This is a genomic window from Vibrio splendidus (assembly GCF_002873455.1).
Lineage (GTDB): Bacteria > Pseudomonadota > Gammaproteobacteria > Enterobacterales > Vibrionaceae > Vibrio > Vibrio splendidus_J.
The window spans coordinates 57,400-76,387 of the sequence record NZ_MCUN01000022.1 but is presented as its reverse complement, the minus strand read 5'-3'; the positions used below and the strand labels follow the sequence as shown (position 1 = coordinate 76,387).

The 18,988-nt window shown below is 43.2% G+C and carries 19 protein-coding genes; 10 read left to right on the top strand and 9 right to left on the bottom strand.

All coding sequences use genetic code 11. From position 1 onward, the window contains the following. Positions 1–48: 48 nt before the first annotated feature. From hutX to BCU75_RS17355, 3 genes are all read left to right on the top strand, one after another. A complete protein-coding gene (gene hutX / locus BCU75_RS17365) occupies positions 49–570 on the top strand; it encodes a heme utilization cystosolic carrier protein HutX (RefSeq protein ID WP_102474573.1) in 522 nt (173 codons plus the stop codon). A gap of 153 nt (positions 571–723) precedes the next feature. After that, positions 724–1,254 carry a heme utilization protein HutZ gene (gene hutZ / locus BCU75_RS17360; RefSeq protein ID WP_102474572.1) on the top strand — a complete coding sequence of 177 codons (531 nt, stop codon included), beginning with the start codon at positions 724–726 and terminating at the stop codon, positions 1,252–1,254. A gap of 110 nt (positions 1,255–1,364) precedes the next feature. Further along, positions 1,365–1,907: an ATP:cob(I)alamin adenosyltransferase gene (locus BCU75_RS17355; protein WP_102474613.1), complete on the top strand. Its 543-nt coding sequence runs from the start codon at positions 1,365–1,367 to the stop codon at positions 1,905–1,907. A 133-nt stretch (positions 1,908–2,040) separates the two neighbouring features. On the opposite strand, the gene BCU75_RS17350 is transcribed toward BCU75_RS17355, so the two are convergent. Then, on the bottom strand, positions 2,041–2,955 hold the full coding sequence (locus BCU75_RS17350; RefSeq protein WP_102474571.1) for a chemotaxis protein: 915 nt from the start codon (positions 2,953–2,955) through the stop codon (positions 2,041–2,043). 229 nt (positions 2,956–3,184) lie between these two features. Between BCU75_RS17350 and ppiC the strand changes: the two genes are divergently transcribed. Then, positions 3,185–3,490 (top strand): peptidylprolyl isomerase PpiC, encoded by a 306-nt coding sequence (gene ppiC / locus BCU75_RS17345; RefSeq protein WP_339385711.1) that lies wholly within the window; start codon positions 3,185–3,187, stop codon positions 3,488–3,490. A gap of 131 nt (positions 3,491–3,621) precedes the next feature. Here the strand turns inward: ppiC and BCU75_RS17340 are convergent, their stop codons facing one another. Both BCU75_RS17340 and BCU75_RS17335 read right to left on the bottom strand, forming a co-directional pair. Then, positions 3,622–4,215, bottom strand: coding sequence for an isochorismatase family protein (locus BCU75_RS17340; protein ID WP_076674102.1), 594 nt, complete (start codon positions 4,213–4,215; stop codon positions 3,622–3,624). 18 nt (positions 4,216–4,233) lie between these two features. Continuing rightward, positions 4,234–5,061: a pirin family protein gene (locus BCU75_RS17335; protein WP_102474570.1), complete on the bottom strand. Its 828-nt coding sequence runs from the start codon at positions 5,059–5,061 to the stop codon at positions 4,234–4,236. Between the two features lie 108 nt (positions 5,062–5,169). Between BCU75_RS17335 and BCU75_RS17330 the strand changes: the two genes are divergently transcribed. Together BCU75_RS17330 and BCU75_RS17325 are read left to right on the top strand one after the other, a co-directional pair. After that, complete coding sequence (locus BCU75_RS17330; protein ID WP_102474569.1) at positions 5,170–6,069, top strand: LysR family transcriptional regulator; 900 nt, start codon at positions 5,170–5,172, stop codon at positions 6,067–6,069. A 406-nt stretch (positions 6,070–6,475) separates the two neighbouring features. Continuing rightward, complete coding sequence (locus BCU75_RS17325) at positions 6,476–7,882, top strand: alpha-amylase family glycosyl hydrolase (RefSeq protein ID WP_102474568.1); 1,407 nt, start codon at positions 6,476–6,478, stop codon at positions 7,880–7,882. Between the two features lie 127 nt (positions 7,883–8,009). Here the strand turns inward: BCU75_RS17325 and BCU75_RS17320 are convergent, their stop codons facing one another. Beyond that, entirely contained in the window at positions 8,010–9,881 is a 1,872-nt protein-coding gene (locus tag BCU75_RS17320) for a methyl-accepting chemotaxis protein (protein ID WP_102474567.1), read from the bottom strand. A gap of 287 nt (positions 9,882–10,168) precedes the next feature. Between BCU75_RS17320 and BCU75_RS24720 the strand changes: the two genes are divergently transcribed. Beyond that, positions 10,169–10,294 (top strand): hypothetical protein, encoded by a 126-nt coding sequence (locus BCU75_RS24720; RefSeq protein ID WP_277868923.1) that lies wholly within the window; start codon positions 10,169–10,171, stop codon positions 10,292–10,294. A gap of 12 nt (positions 10,295–10,306) precedes the next feature. Here the strand turns inward: BCU75_RS24720 and BCU75_RS17315 are convergent, their stop codons facing one another. The 3 genes from BCU75_RS17315 to BCU75_RS17305 all read right to left on the bottom strand — a co-directional run bounded on the left by BCU75_RS17315 (position 10,307) and on the right by BCU75_RS17305 (position 13,214). After that, complete coding sequence (locus BCU75_RS17315; protein ID WP_102474566.1) at positions 10,307–11,677, bottom strand: YjiH family protein; 1,371 nt, start codon at positions 11,675–11,677, stop codon at positions 10,307–10,309. 229 nt (positions 11,678–11,906) lie between these two features. Further along, the gene (locus tag BCU75_RS17310; RefSeq protein WP_076674112.1) at positions 11,907–12,581 is read right to left on the bottom strand and encodes a YoaK family protein; all 675 of its coding nucleotides are present in this window, start codon (positions 12,579–12,581) and stop codon (positions 11,907–11,909) included. Between the two features lie 150 nt (positions 12,582–12,731). Further along, positions 12,732–13,214: a GFA family protein gene (locus tag BCU75_RS17305; RefSeq protein WP_198593433.1), complete on the bottom strand. Its 483-nt coding sequence runs from the start codon at positions 13,212–13,214 to the stop codon at positions 12,732–12,734. Between the two features lie 32 nt (positions 13,215–13,246). On the opposite strand from BCU75_RS17305, the gene BCU75_RS17300 reads away from it, so the two are divergent. The 3 genes from BCU75_RS17300 to BCU75_RS17290 all read left to right on the top strand — a co-directional run bounded on the left by BCU75_RS17300 (position 13,247) and on the right by BCU75_RS17290 (position 15,894). Then, a complete protein-coding gene (locus BCU75_RS17300) occupies positions 13,247–13,900 on the top strand; it encodes a hypothetical protein (protein WP_102464759.1) in 654 nt (217 codons plus the stop codon). 124 nt (positions 13,901–14,024) lie between these two features. Beyond that, complete coding sequence (locus BCU75_RS17295) at positions 14,025–14,324, top strand: isoamylase early set domain-containing protein (RefSeq protein WP_076674118.1); 300 nt, start codon at positions 14,025–14,027, stop codon at positions 14,322–14,324. A 277-nt stretch (positions 14,325–14,601) separates the two neighbouring features. Further along, entirely contained in the window at positions 14,602–15,894 is a 1,293-nt protein-coding gene (locus BCU75_RS17290) for a peptidoglycan DD-metalloendopeptidase family protein (RefSeq protein WP_102474565.1), read from the top strand. A gap of 116 nt (positions 15,895–16,010) precedes the next feature. On the opposite strand, the gene BCU75_RS17285 is transcribed toward BCU75_RS17290, so the two are convergent. After that, the gene (locus tag BCU75_RS17285; RefSeq protein ID WP_102474564.1) at positions 16,011–17,849 is read right to left on the bottom strand and encodes a putative bifunctional diguanylate cyclase/phosphodiesterase; all 1,839 of its coding nucleotides are present in this window, start codon (positions 17,847–17,849) and stop codon (positions 16,011–16,013) included. Positions 17,850–17,975: 126 nt separating this feature from the next. Next, complete coding sequence (locus tag BCU75_RS17280; RefSeq protein ID WP_102465578.1) at positions 17,976–18,890, bottom strand: LysR family transcriptional regulator; 915 nt, start codon at positions 18,888–18,890, stop codon at positions 17,976–17,978. Positions 18,891–18,988: the final 98 nt, after the last annotated feature.

The window sequence follows — 18,988 nt, the reverse complement described above, 5'->3', positions numbered from 1 at the left end:
ATTGCTTATCAGACACGTCACTTACTCGTTTATACGGACACATATTCAATGACAGATACAACATTCGAAATGACAGAAACTCTAGATCAACGTGTCGCACGCATTCTAGAAGAAGAACCAAAACTGCTTCCTACAGCAATTGCTGAGAAGCTAGGTGTTTCAGAAGTTGAAGTGGTTGCTGCTTTTCCAAACGACATGGCGGTAATGCTAGATGGCTGCCGTGCTCAAGAGATTTTAGAAGGTCTAGTTGGTTGGGGCCCTGTGACCACCATCGTGCATTCGTTCGGTTCTATCTTTGAAGTAAAAGCGCCGTTCCCTAAAGGTAAAGTCGCTCGTGGTTACTACAATCTGATGGGTAAAGAAGGCGAGCTGCATGGCCACCTAAAACTCGACAACATCAAACATATTGGTTTGGTGAGCAAGGCGTTCATGGGCCGTGAAAGTCATTATTTCGGTTTCTTCAGTGAAACAGGCGAGAACATTTTTAAGATCTACCTAGGTCGCAATGAAAAGCGTGAACTTATTGCTGACCAAGTTGATCGCTTTAAAGCGCTTCAACAGCAAGCGTAATCAAGATCGACAATAAGTTTCAAAAGGCTCAACAAAGAGCCTAACCAAGACCAACAATTAGCTTACACAAGACATGAATGCTCGAGGATCTTAATGATCGCTCAACCTCGGGCAAAAACAATAAATCAGAGAAAGTGAAGAAAGGAATTACCCATGGAACAGCAAGTAAAACAAGAACGTCTTCAAGGTCGCCTAGGTCCAGAAATTAAAGAATTTCGCCAAGAGCGTCGTACCCTTCAGCTTGCAACGGTTGATGAAGAAGGTCGTCCAAACGTAAGTTACGCCCCTTTCGTTCAGAACCAAGAAGGTTATTTTGTTCTCATTTCTGATATTGCTCGTCATGCGCGTAACTTGAAAGCAAACCCTCAAGTCTCTTTGATGATGATTGAAGATGAAGAGAGCTCGAAGCAACTTTACGCACGCAAGCGTTTAACGTTTGATGCTCAAGCAAGTGTTGTTGATCGTGAAACGGAACTTTGGACTCAAGTGATCGGTCAGATGCAAGAGCGTTTTGGCGAAATCATTGATGGTTTGAGCCAGCTGCAAGACTTCTCTCTGTTCAAGCTCGAAGCAGAAAACGGCCTGTTCGTGAAAGGTTTTGGTCAGGCATACCAAGTATCTGGTGATGATCTCGTAGATTTCGTTCACTTGCAAGAAGGCCATAAAAAAGTGTCTAACGAATAAGCTCGTTAACCAATTTCTTCAGGAGCCCTCCAATGTGAGGGCTTTTTTATGTCTAAATCAAAGAGTTTGATATATTGGCGTCAGAATATTTCAAGTTTAAGGGTTGTTGTGTGAAACCAGTAAGTCGAGATTGGGATGAATTCTGTTACCCGTTTATTTATGAAGACAGTCCTATCTGTGATTTTGAGATTCTGTCGGACGAGCTTTGTTGTCGAGTTGGGTTAGTGTTGTCTTTGGAGTTGGAGCCTCAAGTTCGAGAGGTTCTGCAACGCTTGCAGCCAAACATCTATCATCTAAATGGTTCGGTGCGTGGAAAACTCGCCATCACTGAGACTGAGCTGGTAGAGCTGAAAAAAGACTATCATCATATTCGTGAACAGCTAGAAGGTGGTTTCAAAGGGTTTGTATTACCCGGTGGGCATCGAGTGTCCAGCGAGCTTCACTTATGTCGCTGTCAGGCTAAAAAAGTCGTGCGAGCGCTGGTGAGTATTGAACATCATGGAAGTAAAAAGTCGCCTGACCCGATTCTTTTTAAATACGCTAACTTAGTCGCGAACACACTCTATGCATTGGCGTCTTTTACCAATCATGTCAATGAGGTAGAGGAAGTGGAATTTGTGAGTAAGAGCTATTCTATGCCAAAGATATCTTAAGGTAGAGCTCCGCACTGATTGATCTCTAATAGTTAAGAAGTTAAGAAGTTAAGAAGTTAAGAAGTTAAGAAGTTAAGAAGTTAAGAAGCTAAACCACTAAGCATGATGCTAGGTTTAGCTTCTAAAATAGTGCTTAAGCAGCGGTAGAGGCTTCGTTTAAGACTTTTGCACCGCGTAGCATTGCCTCGATTAACTCACCCGCGTTGAACTTCTCAAGCGCCTCATGTGCTCCTACTTGATTGGCACGGTCGACACAAATTTCACTCGATAGTGAGGTGTGTAAAATACAGTAAGCATGACTCAGTGCGCTGTCGTTCTGCACTTCAAACGCAAGTTCGTAACCATCCAGTCCCGGCATCTCAATATCACTTACTAAAAGATCAATCGCTGTCCCTTTACTTGCCTCTCGGCGCATCATATCTATCGCATCTAAGCCGTTGTTACAAATACTGTAAGGGATGTTGATACTGTCTAAGGCATCAGACAGTTGTTTACGTGCGATCAAAGAGTCATCAACCAATAAGATGTTCAGCGCTTTGAGGCGTTCCCTTTCGACATCAGTCAGCATTGGAATATGCGCGTTTTCATAAGCAGGGTAGATCTTAGAAAGCAGAAGCTCCACGTCGAGCATTTGCACGATACGATCTTCAAAGCGAGTAATTCCTGTCACAAACACATTGCGACCCACACTCGCGGGTGGCGATTCAATGCTCTTCCAATCACACTCAATGATTTTATCAATCGAGCGAACCAAGAATGCGACGACGGTTCTCAAGCAATCAGTAACAATCAGCACACAGCTTTGATATTCAGCCGGTGTTATTGGACGAAAGCCGATAGCTGCAGACATATCAATCACAGGAACGGTAAGTTCGCGGATGGTCACCGTACCAATCACATGGTGATGAGAGTAGGGGATCTGGGTCATTGGCTGGAAAGGGACGATTTCTCTGACTTTAAGCGTGCCTATCGCAAAACTTTGAGTAAGGGATAATTTGAACATCAACATTCCCTGAGACTGACTCGCTTTACTGATCGGTTTGGCCATAAGAGGCTCCTACTTAATACGCGCTTAATTTATAAGGATTAATTTAAAGGGAAACGGAAGCCGCAGCAAGTCACTATGCGGTTTTTAAAGGGCTTTAAGGCAGTTGTTTTCGGTTATAGAGTGAAGAATGGCGGTTCTTGGGTTAAAATCACGCTAACGCTTGGTGTCGGTGAGCCTTTTTAGGTTTTTCGGTGATGATGATTGGATTGTCATAAATCGACAGCAGCAAATTAAAAGCAACAAACTGAGAATTATCATGGCAAGAAAAGCAGCAGCGCTTCACATCCTAGTGAAGCATAAAGAACAAGCAGAAGACATCATTAAACAGCTTAAGAAAGGCGCGAAGTTTCAAACACTAGCGAAGAAGCACTCTACTTGTCCATCAGGCAAGAAAGGTGGTGATTTAGGCGAGTTCCAAAAAGGTCAAATGGTGCCTCAGTTTGATAAAGTTTGTTTCTCTGGTGAGACGCTTGTACCACATCTTGTAAAAACAAAATTCGGTTGGCACGTGGTGAAGGTTCTTTACAGAACTTAGCAATAAATAGATGCCAGATTGAATAAAAGGAGCGTATATACGCTCCTTTTTTGTCATTTTTGATGCTGTTAAACGCAATGGTGGAGGCTAGTTAGTCGTTACAAAAAGTATGTCGAGGCAGTTAAGTGAGATCAATGTTGTTTTGAAATTATCTCTTCAAACAAGACTTGGATTAGCTTGCTGCCGTGGTCAGTGCTCCAATCTTGAGCCAGTTCTGCAATTAATTGGTTTGTTGACGTTAGCGTAACACCATGATTTTCCATTCTTCTTAGTGCTGTCTCATCAGCTAATGTTGTTGGAGAGCCTGACCCGTCAACCACGACCTGTACATTGTAACCTTCAGCTATGGCAGTGATTGCTGGATAAACAACACATACATCAGTGGTGATTCCTGCAATGATGATATTTTTGCGTCCAGTTGCTTTAACCGCAGCCGCAAAGTTCTCATCTTTCATGCTGTCGACGACACCTCCTCGAAGAATACGATTCTCGTAAGCTTCTGGTACTGCATTAATAAGCTCATCAAACAGAGGACCTTGTGCCTGATCTTCCATGCTCGATGTTAGGATTAGCGGCATCTTGGTTACGTGCGCAGAGCGAGCTAATGCAACTGTATTGTTTTTAATATCTTCTAGGCTAGCTGAGCCAACCCAACCCATCGTGCCAACTTGATGGTCGATCAGTAACATGACAGAGTTTTCTGGAGTAAAGGTTGTAGTATTCATAGTGGACTTCCTTTTTAGTTATTGATTTACTTGTTGTGATTGCAGTTGTTTGATTCTTTTAACACCCGCTATTAAGTTTGAATTGCTGCTGTGTAGTGATGCTCTATTGCTGATGAACTCTTGTTTTAGAGGAGTACCTGAGACAATCAAGAACTCAGCCTCTTTCTGTAAAGCGGTGACCTGGATTGCTGCTGAACTTTTCTCAAATACACCTAACTCGCCAGCTGATAAGTCTTTGCTTCCTACTCTTACAGAACCATTACGCACAAAAATAAAGGCTGTTGTTTGTGATTGGCTTCCAGCGTGTTGCCACGTGCAGTCGGCATTAAGGTTGATGTGTAAGTAAGTCATATCAACAGGTGCTAGAGCTTGGCTTTGTTTGTGGTGATATTGGCCTACAAGCACTTTGGTGGTTGAATGTGTTTCTTCAACAACCGGGAGTTCATCTTGTTGCTGGGTTGAATAGGTCACAGGACCCATTTCATGTTCGTCCTTCGGTAAGGCGACCCAGAGCTGAAATGCATCTGCAACGGTGTTATCTGGATGAACGGTTTCTTTGTGCAGAACTCCTGCTCCTGCAGACATGATTTGTATACCTCCAGCCACTAAAGAACCTGAATGACCGCCTGTGTCTTTGTGAGCAATAGACCCAATTTGTGGGTAGCTGATGGTTGCCACACCTGAGTGCCCGTGAAAATCAAAGCCAGCGGTTCCTTTTACATTCGATACTTGAAAGTGGTCCCAGAGTACAAAAGGGTTTAGGACGTTGAGGTTCGATGAATTTACATAGCTGTTTATTGGGCCGTGGTTTCGACCATTTCTGATCTCATGTATTTGTCTAATCATCTTGTTAGTCCTTAAATTTGTTTGCTGAAAACAATACTAATAAAAGAACTATTGATTGATTAGGTGGTATATTTGATTTTGTTAATCCCATTATTGACGGTAATAAAGATGAATTTGAATGATATCAAGGTGTTTATTGATGTCGTGGAAGCGGGGAGTTTTGCTGGTGCAGGTAAAACGTTGGCAATGCCTTCTACTACGGTGAGTAGAAAGGTGCAGATGCTTGAGTCTGACTTGGGCGTTAAACTCCTTCATAGAAGTACTCGCAAGCTTTCGTTGACAGAAGCAGGGCAGCAATACTTCCAACTGTGTCAACAACATCTAGTTGCCCTTGAAGATGCTAATGAGCAGATCAAGCAAACTCAGTTAGAACCAAAAGGTAAAATTCGCATCACATCGCCATTAGAATTCGCGATCCAATATGTACAGCCTTGGATTGTAGAGTTCTTAAATAGGTATCCGGAGATCAGTATTGAGCTCGATACCTCTGATGATTATGTCAATATGGTTGAAGACCGAATAGATGTCGCGTTTCGCTCTGGTACGTTGAAAGACTCTTCGCTGATTGCGAGAAGGATTGGGCCCAAAAAGAACGTTTGTTGTGCCAGTCCTGAGTTTCTGGAAAAGATTCAGAAGCTCAAAAAACCAGAAGACCTTCAGAAGGTGAATTGTTTAGTTATGGGCAATTCAATCGCCCACACTCGATGGCATTTCACGAAAGGTGAACAATCTTATGATGTCGAAGTGTCAGGCTTCTATGCGGCGAATGGCGCAAGATTGATTATCGATTCAGCATTGCAAGGTTTAGGAGTGGCCTATGTTCCTGTCGCTTTAGTTGCCCCATACCTTAAGAATGATCAACTGGTTCCGGTATTAACTGGGTATGACACGCCAACGTCGGACGTGTTTGTGGTCTATCAAGCTCATCGGTACATGGCAAAACCTATCCGAATTTTTATCGATTTTGTCATCGAGAAGGTGACCCCGAATGCTCCTTGGGCTGATTGATGTGTTTTCTTATGCATTTCTAGTGGATGGGTGGTGCGGTTTGTAAGAAGTCCCGCTTGAAAAGCTAGTTTAAAATCAGTGCTATTGTAACGTGTAAAATTGAAGTTCTTTACTTGAGTTGCGTTAATATATGTGTCGGATGGAATAAGAAGGAGAGTCAATACGCTCTTTTTTATGATTTTTAGGCGAATTTAAACCCACAATGGCTGAGCCTTCATCCCGGACGTTGTGCGATATTTTGAGCTACGCCCTTATCTATCCACCGTGACTAATCGGAGGGAGGATGAGGGGGTCTTAATGAGTAAACCATATAATAAGTGCCATTCTTAAGGAAATTTATGCAGCTTTGCCTTTTAGCCTTTGTCTTTATCTAGAAAGCTGTAAACGAGTTTGGTAGGAGAACAACATGGAGAGTTCAGCTATGTTAAGCAACCCAGCGACAGATGTCATATTGCATGCTTTTGACTGGTGCTACGCTGACGTAATGAAGAACGCCCCGCTAATCCAAGAGTTGGGTTATAAATCTGTTTTAGTATCACCCGCGATGAAATCGTTACGTGGCCCTAAAGGTAGCGATCGAGATTCAGGTACCCAATGGTGGCAGCGCTATCAACCCCAAGATTATCGTGTTATCGATAATCAGCTTGGCGACACTCAAGATTTCACTGCGATGGTGAAGATGTTGAAGGAGCATGGGATCCGAACTTATGTAGACGTTGTGTTTAATCACATGGCTAACGAATCGGGTATCCGTGGTGATTTAACATATCCCAATCAACAAGACATGGCGTCTTACCAACAAGATTCTAAGTATTACGAATCCATACGCTTGTTTGGCGATCTTTCTAAACCCTTATTTGATGAAAACGACTTTGTAGAAGCGTTTGGTATCAAGAACTGGAAAGACACTTGGGAAGTGCAAAACGGGCGTATTACTGGCGGAGCAAGCGATCCTGGCTTGCCAACGCTATTAGATAACGACAATGTGGTAGCGCAACAAAGAGCTTACCTAAAAGCCTTGAAAGCGATTGGTGTGAAAGGGTTTCGCATAGACGCAGCGAAGCATATGACACTGGCACACCTACGTAAGGTGTGGACTGATGACATCTGCGAAAACATGCACATCTTCGGGGAGATTATTACCGATGGTGGTGCGACAGAAGAAGAGTACGAGCTGTTCCTTGAGCCTTACCTTAAACACACTCGTTTAGGGGCGTACGATTTCCCGCTGTTTAACACCATCTTCAAAGCCTTTGAAGAGCAGGGCAGCTTTAAATCACTGATCAACCCTTACTGTTTTGGTCAGGCATTATCTAACATGCGAGCCATCACGTTTGCTGTGACTCATGATATTCCAAACAACGAGGTGTTTTTGGAACATGTGATGGATGAAGTCGATGAACGACTGGCTCACGCCTTTATTTTGGGCCGAGACGGCGGTGTGCCGCTTGTTTACAGTGAACTTAGCACCAGTGGTATTCTGGATCAAAGCGGTCAGCCTCGTTGGCTTAACGATTGGCAAGCGCCTTACATGAAAAGCATGATTCAATTTCATAACCATGTTCATGGCGAAGCGATGCGTGTGGTTGAAGCGAATGATGATTTACTGGTATTTGTCCGTGGCGACAAAGGCATTGTGGTGATCAATAAGTCGAAACGAAGCAAAACAGCTTCATTAAACTGGACTGGCGCTGTGACGGATCTGTTATCTGGTGATGCATTTGAATGTGTTGGCAAGGACTTAACCATTCAGGTTGAATCCAATCAGTGCATGATGTTGACGACCAACGAGATCGAGTCAGTTACGAGTTAACTCGCAGCGTGAGAAAATAGATAAGACTAAAAAGAAAACCCCGCTTACTGGCAATCAGTAAGCGGGGTTTTTTATTTGAAGCTGTTTATTACTTACTAAACAGAGTGTTAGTTTAACTAACAGGTGATTAAACCGTAAACTTGTTCAATAGCTCGTCTTGTTGGCGAACATTGTCAGTTTGAACCTGCATTGCCGTGTTTGCTTCTTGAGCCGCGTTGGATACCTGTGTTGAAAGGTCTTTGATCTTAACGGTGTTGTTGTTGATCTCTTCCGCAACTAAACTCTGCTCTTCTGCTGCAGAAGCAATCTGAATGTTCATATCAGAGATACGTTGAATCGCGTCACGGATACGGTCAAGTGAAGAATTTGCTTGCTGAGCACGTTCAACGGCGTCAGTGGCTGTGTCTTTACTTTGGTTCATCGCGTTAGATACTGAGCTTGCACCCGCTTGGAGCTGCTCGATCATATTGCGAATTTCAGTGGTTGACTCTTGAGTACGTTGTGCCAGAGTTCGAACTTCGTCGGCTACGACTGCGAAACCACGACCAGATTCACCAGCACGTGCCGCTTCAATCGCTGCGTTCAATGCCAGTAGGTTAGTTTGGTCTGCAATATCGTTGATCACTTTAAGAATCGTTTCGATGTTTGCTGTCGCTGATTCCAGTACTTGTACTTCTGCAACCGCTTGGTCGATACGTGCTGAAAGGTTATCAATCGCTTGAGTGGTATCACTGACTACAGATGTCCCGTCTAACGTTGCTTCGTCAGCTTCACGAGCTGCTGCTGCTGCGCCTTGAGCGTTGTTCGCTACTTCTGTTGCCGTAACTGCCATTTCGTTCATTGCGGTTGCTAACTGTTCAAGTTCTTGCAGTTGGGTATTCATTGCGTTCGCTGATTCGCCTGCGCCTTTCACCGTGATTTCTGTACCACGCTTAATCTCTATACCAATCGCTTTCGATTGAATGATTTGATTTTGCAGGTTTTCGGTAAAGGTGTTGAAGCCTTTCGCTAAGTTAGAGAACTCTTGGTCTGTATTGGTATCTAGGCGCTTAGTTAAGTCACCTTGGCCACTCGCGACATCTTGAATCGCTTGGTTAAGTACATCAAGTGGGCGCATTAACACGCGGATAAGAACGGTTAGAGCAATGATGCTGAGGATAACTGCAATCAACGAGTAGATCATTGAGCTGTTCTTCAGATCTTCAACGGTTTGGAAAGCAATCTCTTCATCAAGGATTGCACCAATGTACCAGTCTTCACTTGGGATGTGCGTGAAGTTCACCAGGAACATTTTACCGTCGATTTCAATTTCTTGAGAGCCTTCGCGAATGGTTGCTTGTGGCAAGTAGCTTGAGAGCATTTCACCATTGTTATCAGCATTCGGGTGGGCGATGGTCGTGCCATCATCGGTGATGAGGAATAAATAACCCGCGTCAAACAAGTTTACTTGGTTTATTAGTGTCGCTAGGTTTGTGAGTTCTAGGTCGTAGAACATGCCGGCAGTGAAACGACCGTTGTCTTTTACTGGCGTACCGACTGAGATAATGACCTTTTTGCTTGATACGTCCACATAAGGGGCTGTAACAACTAAACTGTTTTTGGATTTTGCATCAATGTACCAAGGGCGAATTCGAGGGTCGTAATCAGGGCCAGCTTCCCAACCGTCATCATTTTCGATGACGAAACCGTTTGCTTCATAGCCAAAACCAACCGCGAGGAAGCTGTTTTTAAGCTTTGGCTTTTCTAGGATGGTTTTTACGTAAGTATGATCTTCTGGGTTGATCTCGATGACTTCAGTTGTCGATTGAGCCAATGCTTTCTTAGCATTTATCTCTGATACCACGGTATTCTTAACACCAGCGACCATTTCTTTCAGGCTCGTACTGACGTGGTTTTCTACAGCATTTCTTACGGTGTAGAGTTGTTGTATTGAAAGCAATGATACTGTCACTAGCAGCAAGGCTGATGATGCAGCAACCACCTTATGGCTAAATTTCATTGAATTTTCCCCTTCTCACTGGCTTTGTGAAGATTAAAGTAAATATTGTTTTTGTAATAATATATATCGACGAGTTTTGGATTTACTTGAATGTAATTTCACAAAATAGACTACAAAAATACAACAACCTAAACAATACAAAATTCACTAAATTACATATTCGTTACTTTTAGTATTTGGTTCAATGAGTTGAAGATACACGCGAGCCAAGAGCCAGCAGGTATTGATGATTTATTAATTAGACGTTTATGTGTGTGGTTTTCTATTAAAAAACGATGGGAGGATAAATGGATATGAAATCAAGCGAACTACAGGTTTTATATATTGGTGGAGTTTTGGGTGACAAGGTGAATATGTTTAACGGAAATAAAAAGCCCCACAAAAGTGAGGCTTTAATAGAGGGTGTTATATAAGTAGCGTCTAATTTAGAATATTAGATGCGCTACGCCAGCGATAACTGGAAGCGTAATTAAAGTACGCAGAATAAAGATAACAAACAGTTCAAGGATATTCACTGGAATCTTACTGCCTAGAAGCAGTGCACCTACTTCAGACATGTAGATTAATTGAGTTACCGACATTGCTGCAATAACAAAGCGAGTCATCTCGTTGTCGATAGAAGCTGCAAGGATAGCCGGGATGAACATATCCGCAAAACCAACCACAATGGTCTCCGAGGCTGCAACTGCTTCAGGTACACCAAGTAGCTCTAGGAATGGAATGAAAGGCTGACCAAGGAATGAGAACACAGAGGTGTATTCAGCGATAACCAGTGCCATCGTACCTAAACCCATAACCACAGGCAGAACACCAAATACCATATCGACAGCGTTGCGAACGCCTTCACCAAATACAGATTTAGCTGACTTAACTTGTGATGCTTTGTTTACCGCTAGCTCAAGACCCCAAGAGAATGTCGAGTGACCCGCTGGGATTGCATCAGCATCTTTGTGCGGCTTGCTGCCATCAATGAAGGTATCTTTCTTCATGCTTAGTGGTGGAAGGCGAGGAATGATTACCGCGGCCACAATACCCGCTAAACAGATTGCTGCGTAAAAAGGCAAGAATAGGTGCTCTAGTTCTACTTGAGCAATAACCACAAGGCTGAATGTGATAGAAACTGCAGAGAAAGTTGTACCAACAACCGCTGCTTCACGCTGAGTGTAGAATTTCTTCTCGTACTGTTTGCTCGTAAGCAAGATACCGACACTGCCGTCACCTAACCAAGAAGCCATACAGTCGATAGCACTACGGCCCGGTAGATTGAATATTGGACGCATTACTTTGCTTAGCAAGGTGCCGAACAGTTCTAACAAACCGAAGTTAAGCAACAGTGGCAGTAGCAAGCCAGCAAAGATAAACACTGAAAATAGAGTCGGTAATAGCCCTTCTAGAACTAAGCCACCAGTGTTCTCTTCCCAAATGAATTCAGGGCCGACTTTGAAGAAAGCCATGAATGCAGCAGCACCACCAATCATACGAACCAGCAGCCACAATGGAGATGGGTTGAAAAGGCCGTTTAGAAATGAACTCGATGTAATGAATGCAGGCTTGAAAATGGTGCTTAAAACGGACGCTACAGACATGAAGGCAACGATTGCAGTGATAATAGCAACTAGAGACTCACCGAAAACCGCTTGAATTGATTTGGCTAGAATAGCGACAGGGATCGTTAGATCGCCCTGGTAGCTGATTGGTGCCATGAAAAGGAATAAACCAATCAGAGATGGGATTAAGAAAACCCAGAAACTGCCTTTAGATTTCTCTGTTTGAGCAGTATTCGTGTTGTTAGACATGTTAATTATTCTCGTATTTCTACATGTAAAAAAGCCACATCCTTGGCGTTTTTATTCTCTAAACATCCGTATTTTCTCACTGGCTGCAAGATTACCCAGTATTGATAGTTCTTGCAATACTATTCATCAAATATCGTTAACTATTCACACTGGTTATTCTGCAACTCATTAAGAGTTTAGAATAAAGTGTTGCGGATGTTACGTAGTTTGAGAATATATTGCCAGATATTTATAAATTGACTGGGGTTTCAGTTCGATAGGTTAGGTAGAGCCAGTAGCTAAATGCGATAATGAAGGCGAAAGAGGCTGGGAAAGCCAGCGCCAAAATTTCAAAGCGCTGGAACAGACAAGCACCGCTTAAACCACCAAACAGAAAACCAACCACAATGAACATCAGCAATTTGGCTTTACGACGGTCAAAAGGCATCCCCTTTAAGCGAGCGCCAATCATGATCCCAAGATCCGTGATGATCCCGCTCATGTGCGTTGTTCGGATGATCGCACCACTGTAAGTGGTTATCATCGCGTTCTGTAGCCCACATGCTGCTGAAGCGAAGTATTGCCCTGAAGTGTAGCCCTGTAACAGTGCCCAAAGCGCTAAAAACAGTAACCCACCTTCAATACACAAAGCAACACCATATCGGCGCCCTAGCTTCAGTGCTTGGTTTTCAATAAAGAATCCACTGAATGCAGCTCCTAGCATAAAGCTCATGACGACCAACAAGAGGTGAACAGAAGCAGAAGTCGGTGTGAGCAGGCTGCTGCCCAACAAAGACATAGTGCCGGATATGTGGGAGATGGCTTGGTGCTGGAAGCCGAGTAAGCCGATAGCATTAACGCTGCCAGCTAGGCCTGCTAACAGTAAGGCGCCGTATTCAACCCAACGAGGTAGCTTAGAAATCATGTGGTTCACCCTGGGTTAAAAAGAGGAGCAGATTATAACGCTAGCGAAAAGATACGCTAGCGTTGCGGAGCATTGATATTTGATCTTAGGCAACAGTATTGCAGTTTGTTTTAATACGGCTGCTTTATAAAGATAACGGTCAGTAACAAGCTAGTTGTAGTGATTCATTTGATGGTCGAATTTGACCCAGCCGTGTTTGCGTTCTTCGTAGACTGAAAAGCTTGGCAGCGGAAAGTCTTGTTCTTTAAATAATCCGAGCGGGACGATATAAAAATCAGCTGCGGCTACAGACTGTAAAAGCATGGTGGTGCCACACTTAGGACAAAACTGATAGGTGACTTCATTGCCAGTATCGCTGATACGTGAAAAAGAGGTGACCTCGCCGCTTAGCGTTACTTGTTCTATTGGGTATCGAGCTTGAACGCCGAACACACTTCCGGTGCGTTTCTGACATTCATAACAATGGCATACAGAGGTTCGTTGAGGCTTGCCTCTGCATACTAGGTTGACTGCTCCGCAGCGGCATTCGCAACTTCTGATACTTCTATCTTTAATATGATTGATATCCATCCATGCTCCACTTCCAATTAGCCCTGTATTGATAATTATACTAAAGCCCTTTATGGTCTGCACAACTGGATGAAAATAAAAGAATATAATCGCTCATGAAAAAGAAAATCTTACCTATACCTCTGATCTTACTGATTCCGATTGTCATGCTAGTCGTGGTGATACTGGCAGGTGTCTATCGCTTTAGCTTAAGTGACGAAGAGATCTTGGCGAAGTTTCCTTCTTCACAAGTCAGCTATGACCCAGTCGTTGAAACTGTTTTTGATTTGAAGACGACCAACCCATGGACAATTAAAGTCCCTGAGACCAACGCTTACGCTTTTATAAATGAAGTCGATGAGACAAAAGCAATCGCGTTTGGGCGCTATGATTCTGGTGTTGAACGCGGTGTGGCGACAGTAGACACCAAAAGTATTTCTGCAGTGACATTGGGCAAAGCGAGTTTCTTTGTTGCGCCAATGTGGATATCGAACCAAGGTAGCGGCGTATTCTATTACCTTGGTCTGTTTAAACACGACCAGCAGCGAAGCCGTGTCGTGTTGGTCGATCAGCTTTTACTGGGCGATCGCGTGCAAATCCAAACCTTAGATGTGACTCAGCCTGTTGAAGGTACGACAAATAGTAAACTTACAGGGAAAGGTTTTATCGGCTTTACACAGCATTCTGCGGAACAATCATTTGTAGAAGCACCGTCTGAAAAGGTGTTAATGAGCTTTTCTTTTGATACGCAATCAATTGGTAAGCAATAACGTTTTCGTTAGTGCAAGGATCTGTTGTTTATGTGAGCCAAATTACATATTATCTCAGTTAGATGAATGAAATTTAGACACACTTTGCTTTGTGTCTGCTTACTTTTACAAATGGAGCTTGCGAATGATTAATAAACGCTTTTTTAAGACAAAAGATGAAGTTGAAGTGACCTTCGAGCTAGAAGCTCAAGAAGCGAACTCAGTCTCCATCGTTGCTGACTTTCTTGATTGGAAAGCTATGCCAATGAAAAAACTGGCGAAAGGGAAGGTTTACAAGTTTAAAACTCGCCTACCTAAAGGTGGCGAGTTTCAATTCCGCTACTTAGTTGATGACCAACAATGGGTGAACGATGCGAATGCTGATCGTTACATCCCTAATGAGTTTGGTGAAGACAACTGCTTGATATCGACGGTTAACGCTTAGTCTTTTTCTGATAGCTGATAACTAATTCGCTTCGTTTATTAATTAGTCGAAACGAAATAACGCCAACCAATAAAAAGCAGGAGCTAGCCGTTTCTGCTTTTTTATTTTTAAATTTGGCGGTTAATATTATTAATCGTGAAGTGGGTCTTCATTTACGGTAGCTCAATGACTTAGTTCAAATTGGGCAGATTCACATCATATTATGACAATGCAATGATGATTTATGCGTTTGAAAAGCATATCCTATGCCTTTATATCGTAGAAAGACTTGTTTACCGTGTATTCAAAAATATTTTCCTCTCCGTTTGCTGAGCTTTCACCTGTAAAAAAAGTAGCTATTTTAGGGCTGCCACTTATTGCAGCGATTGGAGTTGCTCTGCAATCTTCGCAATCAAATCTGACGAAAACGATCGAGCTTGATCTACCAGACTCAACGGTTATTGAGTCAATTCTGTCACCTTCTTCTGTTGTCGTTATTGAGCCACCGACATTTGAGTATCAAATTCAATCTGGCGATAACTTGAGTAGCATCTTCACTCAACTTGGATTTTCTTATAAATCGATGATGAGTGTGATGGAAACCGATTTGAACTTCTTGGCTTTAGATACGCTTCGTCCGGGTAACACATTACGCTTTTGGCGTGATGAAGCGACGGGCGATCTTTCTAAAATGGAACTTCAATTTAGTGTCGCAGACAAAGTAGTTTATCGACTGCTTGACGACGGCAGCTACGAATTCGAAGACATTTCTATTCCTGGTGAATGGAAGCAAAAGCCTTTAGTGGGTGATATTCAAGGCAGTTTCTCGATGTCAGCGAACAAGGTTGGCCTGAATAGTCTTGAGATTGACCATATTGTGACGCTTCTTAAAGACAAGTTGAACTTTAGCCGAGACTTACGCGCAGGCGATCAGTTTGAAGTGCTTCAGAAAGCACAATTTGTTGATGGTGTCGCAACGGGCAAGCGTGAAATTGAAGCGATTAAGATCATGAATCGTAATCGTGTTGTTTCTGCGTACTTACACACTGATGGGCAATATTACGATGCCAATGGCGATAGCTTACAACGTGCTTTTCAACGCTACCCTGTGAGCAGTGGTTGGCGCCAAAGTTCTCAGTTTAATCCTAAGCGCTTACACCCTGTGACAGGTCGAGTCTCACCGCACAACGGTACAGATTTCGCGACGCCGGTTGGTACGCCAGTACAAGCAACGGGTGATGGTAAAGTGATCATGACCCGTAAGCACCCTTACGCCGGTAACTACGTGGTTATTCAACACGGCAGCACTTACAAAACGCGTTATCTACATTTGAGTAAGATCCTAGTTCGTAAAGGGCAAACGGTATCTCGTGGTCAACGTATTGGCTTGTCAGGTAAAACTGGTCGAGTGACGGGGGCACACTTGCACTATGAATTAATCGAACGTGGTCGTCCTGTGAACGCGATGACAGCGAATATTCCGATGGCTGATTCAGTGCCTAATAAGGAAAAAGCGACGTTCGTCGCGTCGAGAGATGAAGCTGACAAGCTGTTAAAGAAAGCATTAGAAACGCAATCGAATAACAGCTAACGGGTTTCTCTAAATGAGGCCGATTAATCAAGCCGCGAGAGCTTTTCTAAATACTCAAGTATTTAGGTCATGCTTCGCGGCTTTTTAGATCTTGTTCTGGTTACTGCTTTTAATTTTTATGGGTTTTGAGTGAGCGTTTCTGAATGAGTCACTAAACTCACGATAGCCTCAGGTCGCATAGGTGGCGAGTATAGGTATCCTTGGATCTTGTCGCATCCCATATCGTGCAGTTTCTCTAGCTGTTCACGCTTTTCCACGCCCTCTGCGACAAGTGATACGTTGAGTCGGTGAGCTAACTGGATGATCAACCAAACAACGCTCTCTGATGTCGAATTGGTGAGTAAATTTTGAATGAAAATTGCATCAATTTTAATGCAGTCGATCGGGTAGCTGTGGATGTAATTCAAGCTAGAGTAACCGGTACCGAAATCGTCTAACGCAATCGTAAAGCCTTGTTCTCTCAAAAAGTTGAGTGCGTCTTTGGTGTCTTGAGTTGGAGATAGCAACACGGTTTCTGTCAACTCAATAACAAACTCATCTGCATCAAAGTGATACTGTTCAATAGTTCGAGTGAGGTATGAAATGTAACGTTTAGAGTCGGTAAGCTCATGGGCGGAACAGTTTATACCTAGCTTAACCTTGTATCCTAAGCCTTGTTCTAATGTCGTTTTAGCTTTGCATACCAGTTCGATAATGCGTTCACCCAGTTCTACAATCAGCCCGGATTCTTCTGCTACTTGTATAAATTCAACTGGGGATATGTCACCGTGCTTTTTCGTTTTCCAACGAGTGAGCACTTCGAAATACTTCCAGCATTTGTCTTGTTGACCAACAATCGGTTGAACGACTACATACATTCCGCTGTTCAGCGAGGTAGAGGTTTCAAGTTCACTTCTCAAGGCTGCAACTAACTCGGTCTTTCTCTGATAACGAGCTCTTAAGTGGGTGTCATAGCATTTGATATGGGTACCCGAATATTGCTTACACTCTTTCAACGCTAAGCTGGTGTTGAAGATGATTTGCTCAACGTCTTTGTTGTCTCCGGTTGATCCTGCCATGCCTATGCTGATATCAAAATCGATCCTCAGATCAATACTGTTATACCCTTGTTTTACTTTGGCGACAATTTGCTCACAAATAGCGGTTGGGTCGGCGTAATAAGTGATGAAGGCGAACTCATTTCCTGCTGTTCTAAAGGTGAGGCTATTTTCTGGGAGTGTTCGTCTCAAAATCTCAGCCAGATGTTGCAGTACTTTGTCTCCGATATAGTTGCCGTGAAGATCGTTGATCGCTTTAAAACTATTAATGTCTAATATTGCTAACGTGAACGGTGTTGAGTTTTGTTGAGTGATTGATTCTAGCTTATCAGATAAGCAGCTTCGATTTAGTAGCCCTGTTAGACTATCGTGTGAGACCTCATAGCTGAGTTGATTGACCAGTTGTTCAGAGCGATCGTTGAACCACATTTCACGCAAGGTGTGGATGATGATATCCGAAAAAAGCTGATGATGTTTAATCGCTTCTTGTTGCTGAGCATTGCTCAGTGGGGAAGTAAACGTAGAAAATAGTACCCCCATGACTTCGCCGCTTTGAGTTCGCGTAGGAATCGCAATGGAATTCTGTGAGGTAATCTCTTGCCGAAAGGCAGATGTAGGTAATGATTTGACAACGTATTGAGAAAATGAGCAATCAGGGTGGTTTTGATTAACGGCTTGCTGATAGATTTGCCCATGACGAGGGTTGATTCTGTCATGCAAGACGTGATCAGAATGAGCAATGACCAAAGGAACAATTTGGTCTGGGAAGTACTTTTTCTCAATGATACTTGTGTGCTTGGTATCGAACATCTGGTGCAAGGTAAGCACTGCTGATTCCAAAAGGTCGATACCTTCCAACTTGAGTAAACGCCCTATACGCTCAGTGTCTATCATATTGTTGTACGTTTGTTGAGTCATAGCCACCATCCCTAGTTAACCAGATCCAGCGTGTAAGCCTGTGTGTTTAGTTTGTACGCATCTGTTTTTATATGCGCCTAGTTTATTATCGGCCGTGTTGTATAATTTTTCAAATTAAATTGCGACTTATTTCACAGAATCTAATTCAAAAACCTGAGTGACCCGTTCTTTATCCAGTCTATCTTTCAGGTGATCCAAAAATAGCTTGGTTCGTGTATGTGAGTAATCAAGCTTAGGGTAGTACGCATAAACCATCACCTCATCAGCTGTTATATTTGGTAAAACTGGAACTAATGTCCCTTGCTTCAGATCCTCTTTAATCATTGCTTTGATGGTTAACAACACGCCCATTCCTCTCTTTGCGGCATGAAACAAGGCCTCTGGATTGGTGGTCGCAAAGTTACCGTTCAGGGTGATTCGTTGACCTTTGGTGAGTGTCACTTCTCGAGTCGGGCGTTCTCCCCAGATTAGAGAGTTGTGCTGCTCTAAGTCTTGCTCACAGGTGGGGTAGCCGTGTTTGGCGAGGTAACTCGGCGCAGCATAGAAACTCGCCTTGTGTTCAAACAGCGGTGTTTTCTTGAAGCTCAAAGAGTTGAGCTGTTCCAATTCTCTACTGATCACAAGATCCAACCCAAGTTCAGGTAATTGGCCTGACGTGGTGGTGATGAGCTGTACCTTGATATCTGGGTATTTTTCTAAAAAGTCGTCCATGTATTGCACTAAAAACTTAGAGCCAACAGCGATAGTGGCCCCTATTTTTAGCAGGCCTGCTGGTGTTTGGTTTACTGAGCGAGTCTCATCAATAATCGACTGCCAGTTATCGAGCTGATCTTTGGCTCGCAGGTAAAAGAGTGCGCCTGCTTCGGTTTGGCTAATTGAGCGAGTAGTACGCTTTAATAGTTGAGTTCCGATGCGCTCTTCTAACCAGTTCACTCTTTTGCTGATCGCCGAACTGGTGGTATTCAGTTTGCGAGCGGCGCCATTGAAACTGCCTTCTTCCACCACTCTAACGTAGCTCTTTACGTTGAGAATCCAATCCATATTATTTCCTGTTAGGACTTAATTAAATTCCAATTTGGTTAATTATCAATTACTGGTTTTGAATATAAACTTATATCATGAACAAATATCAAACGAAT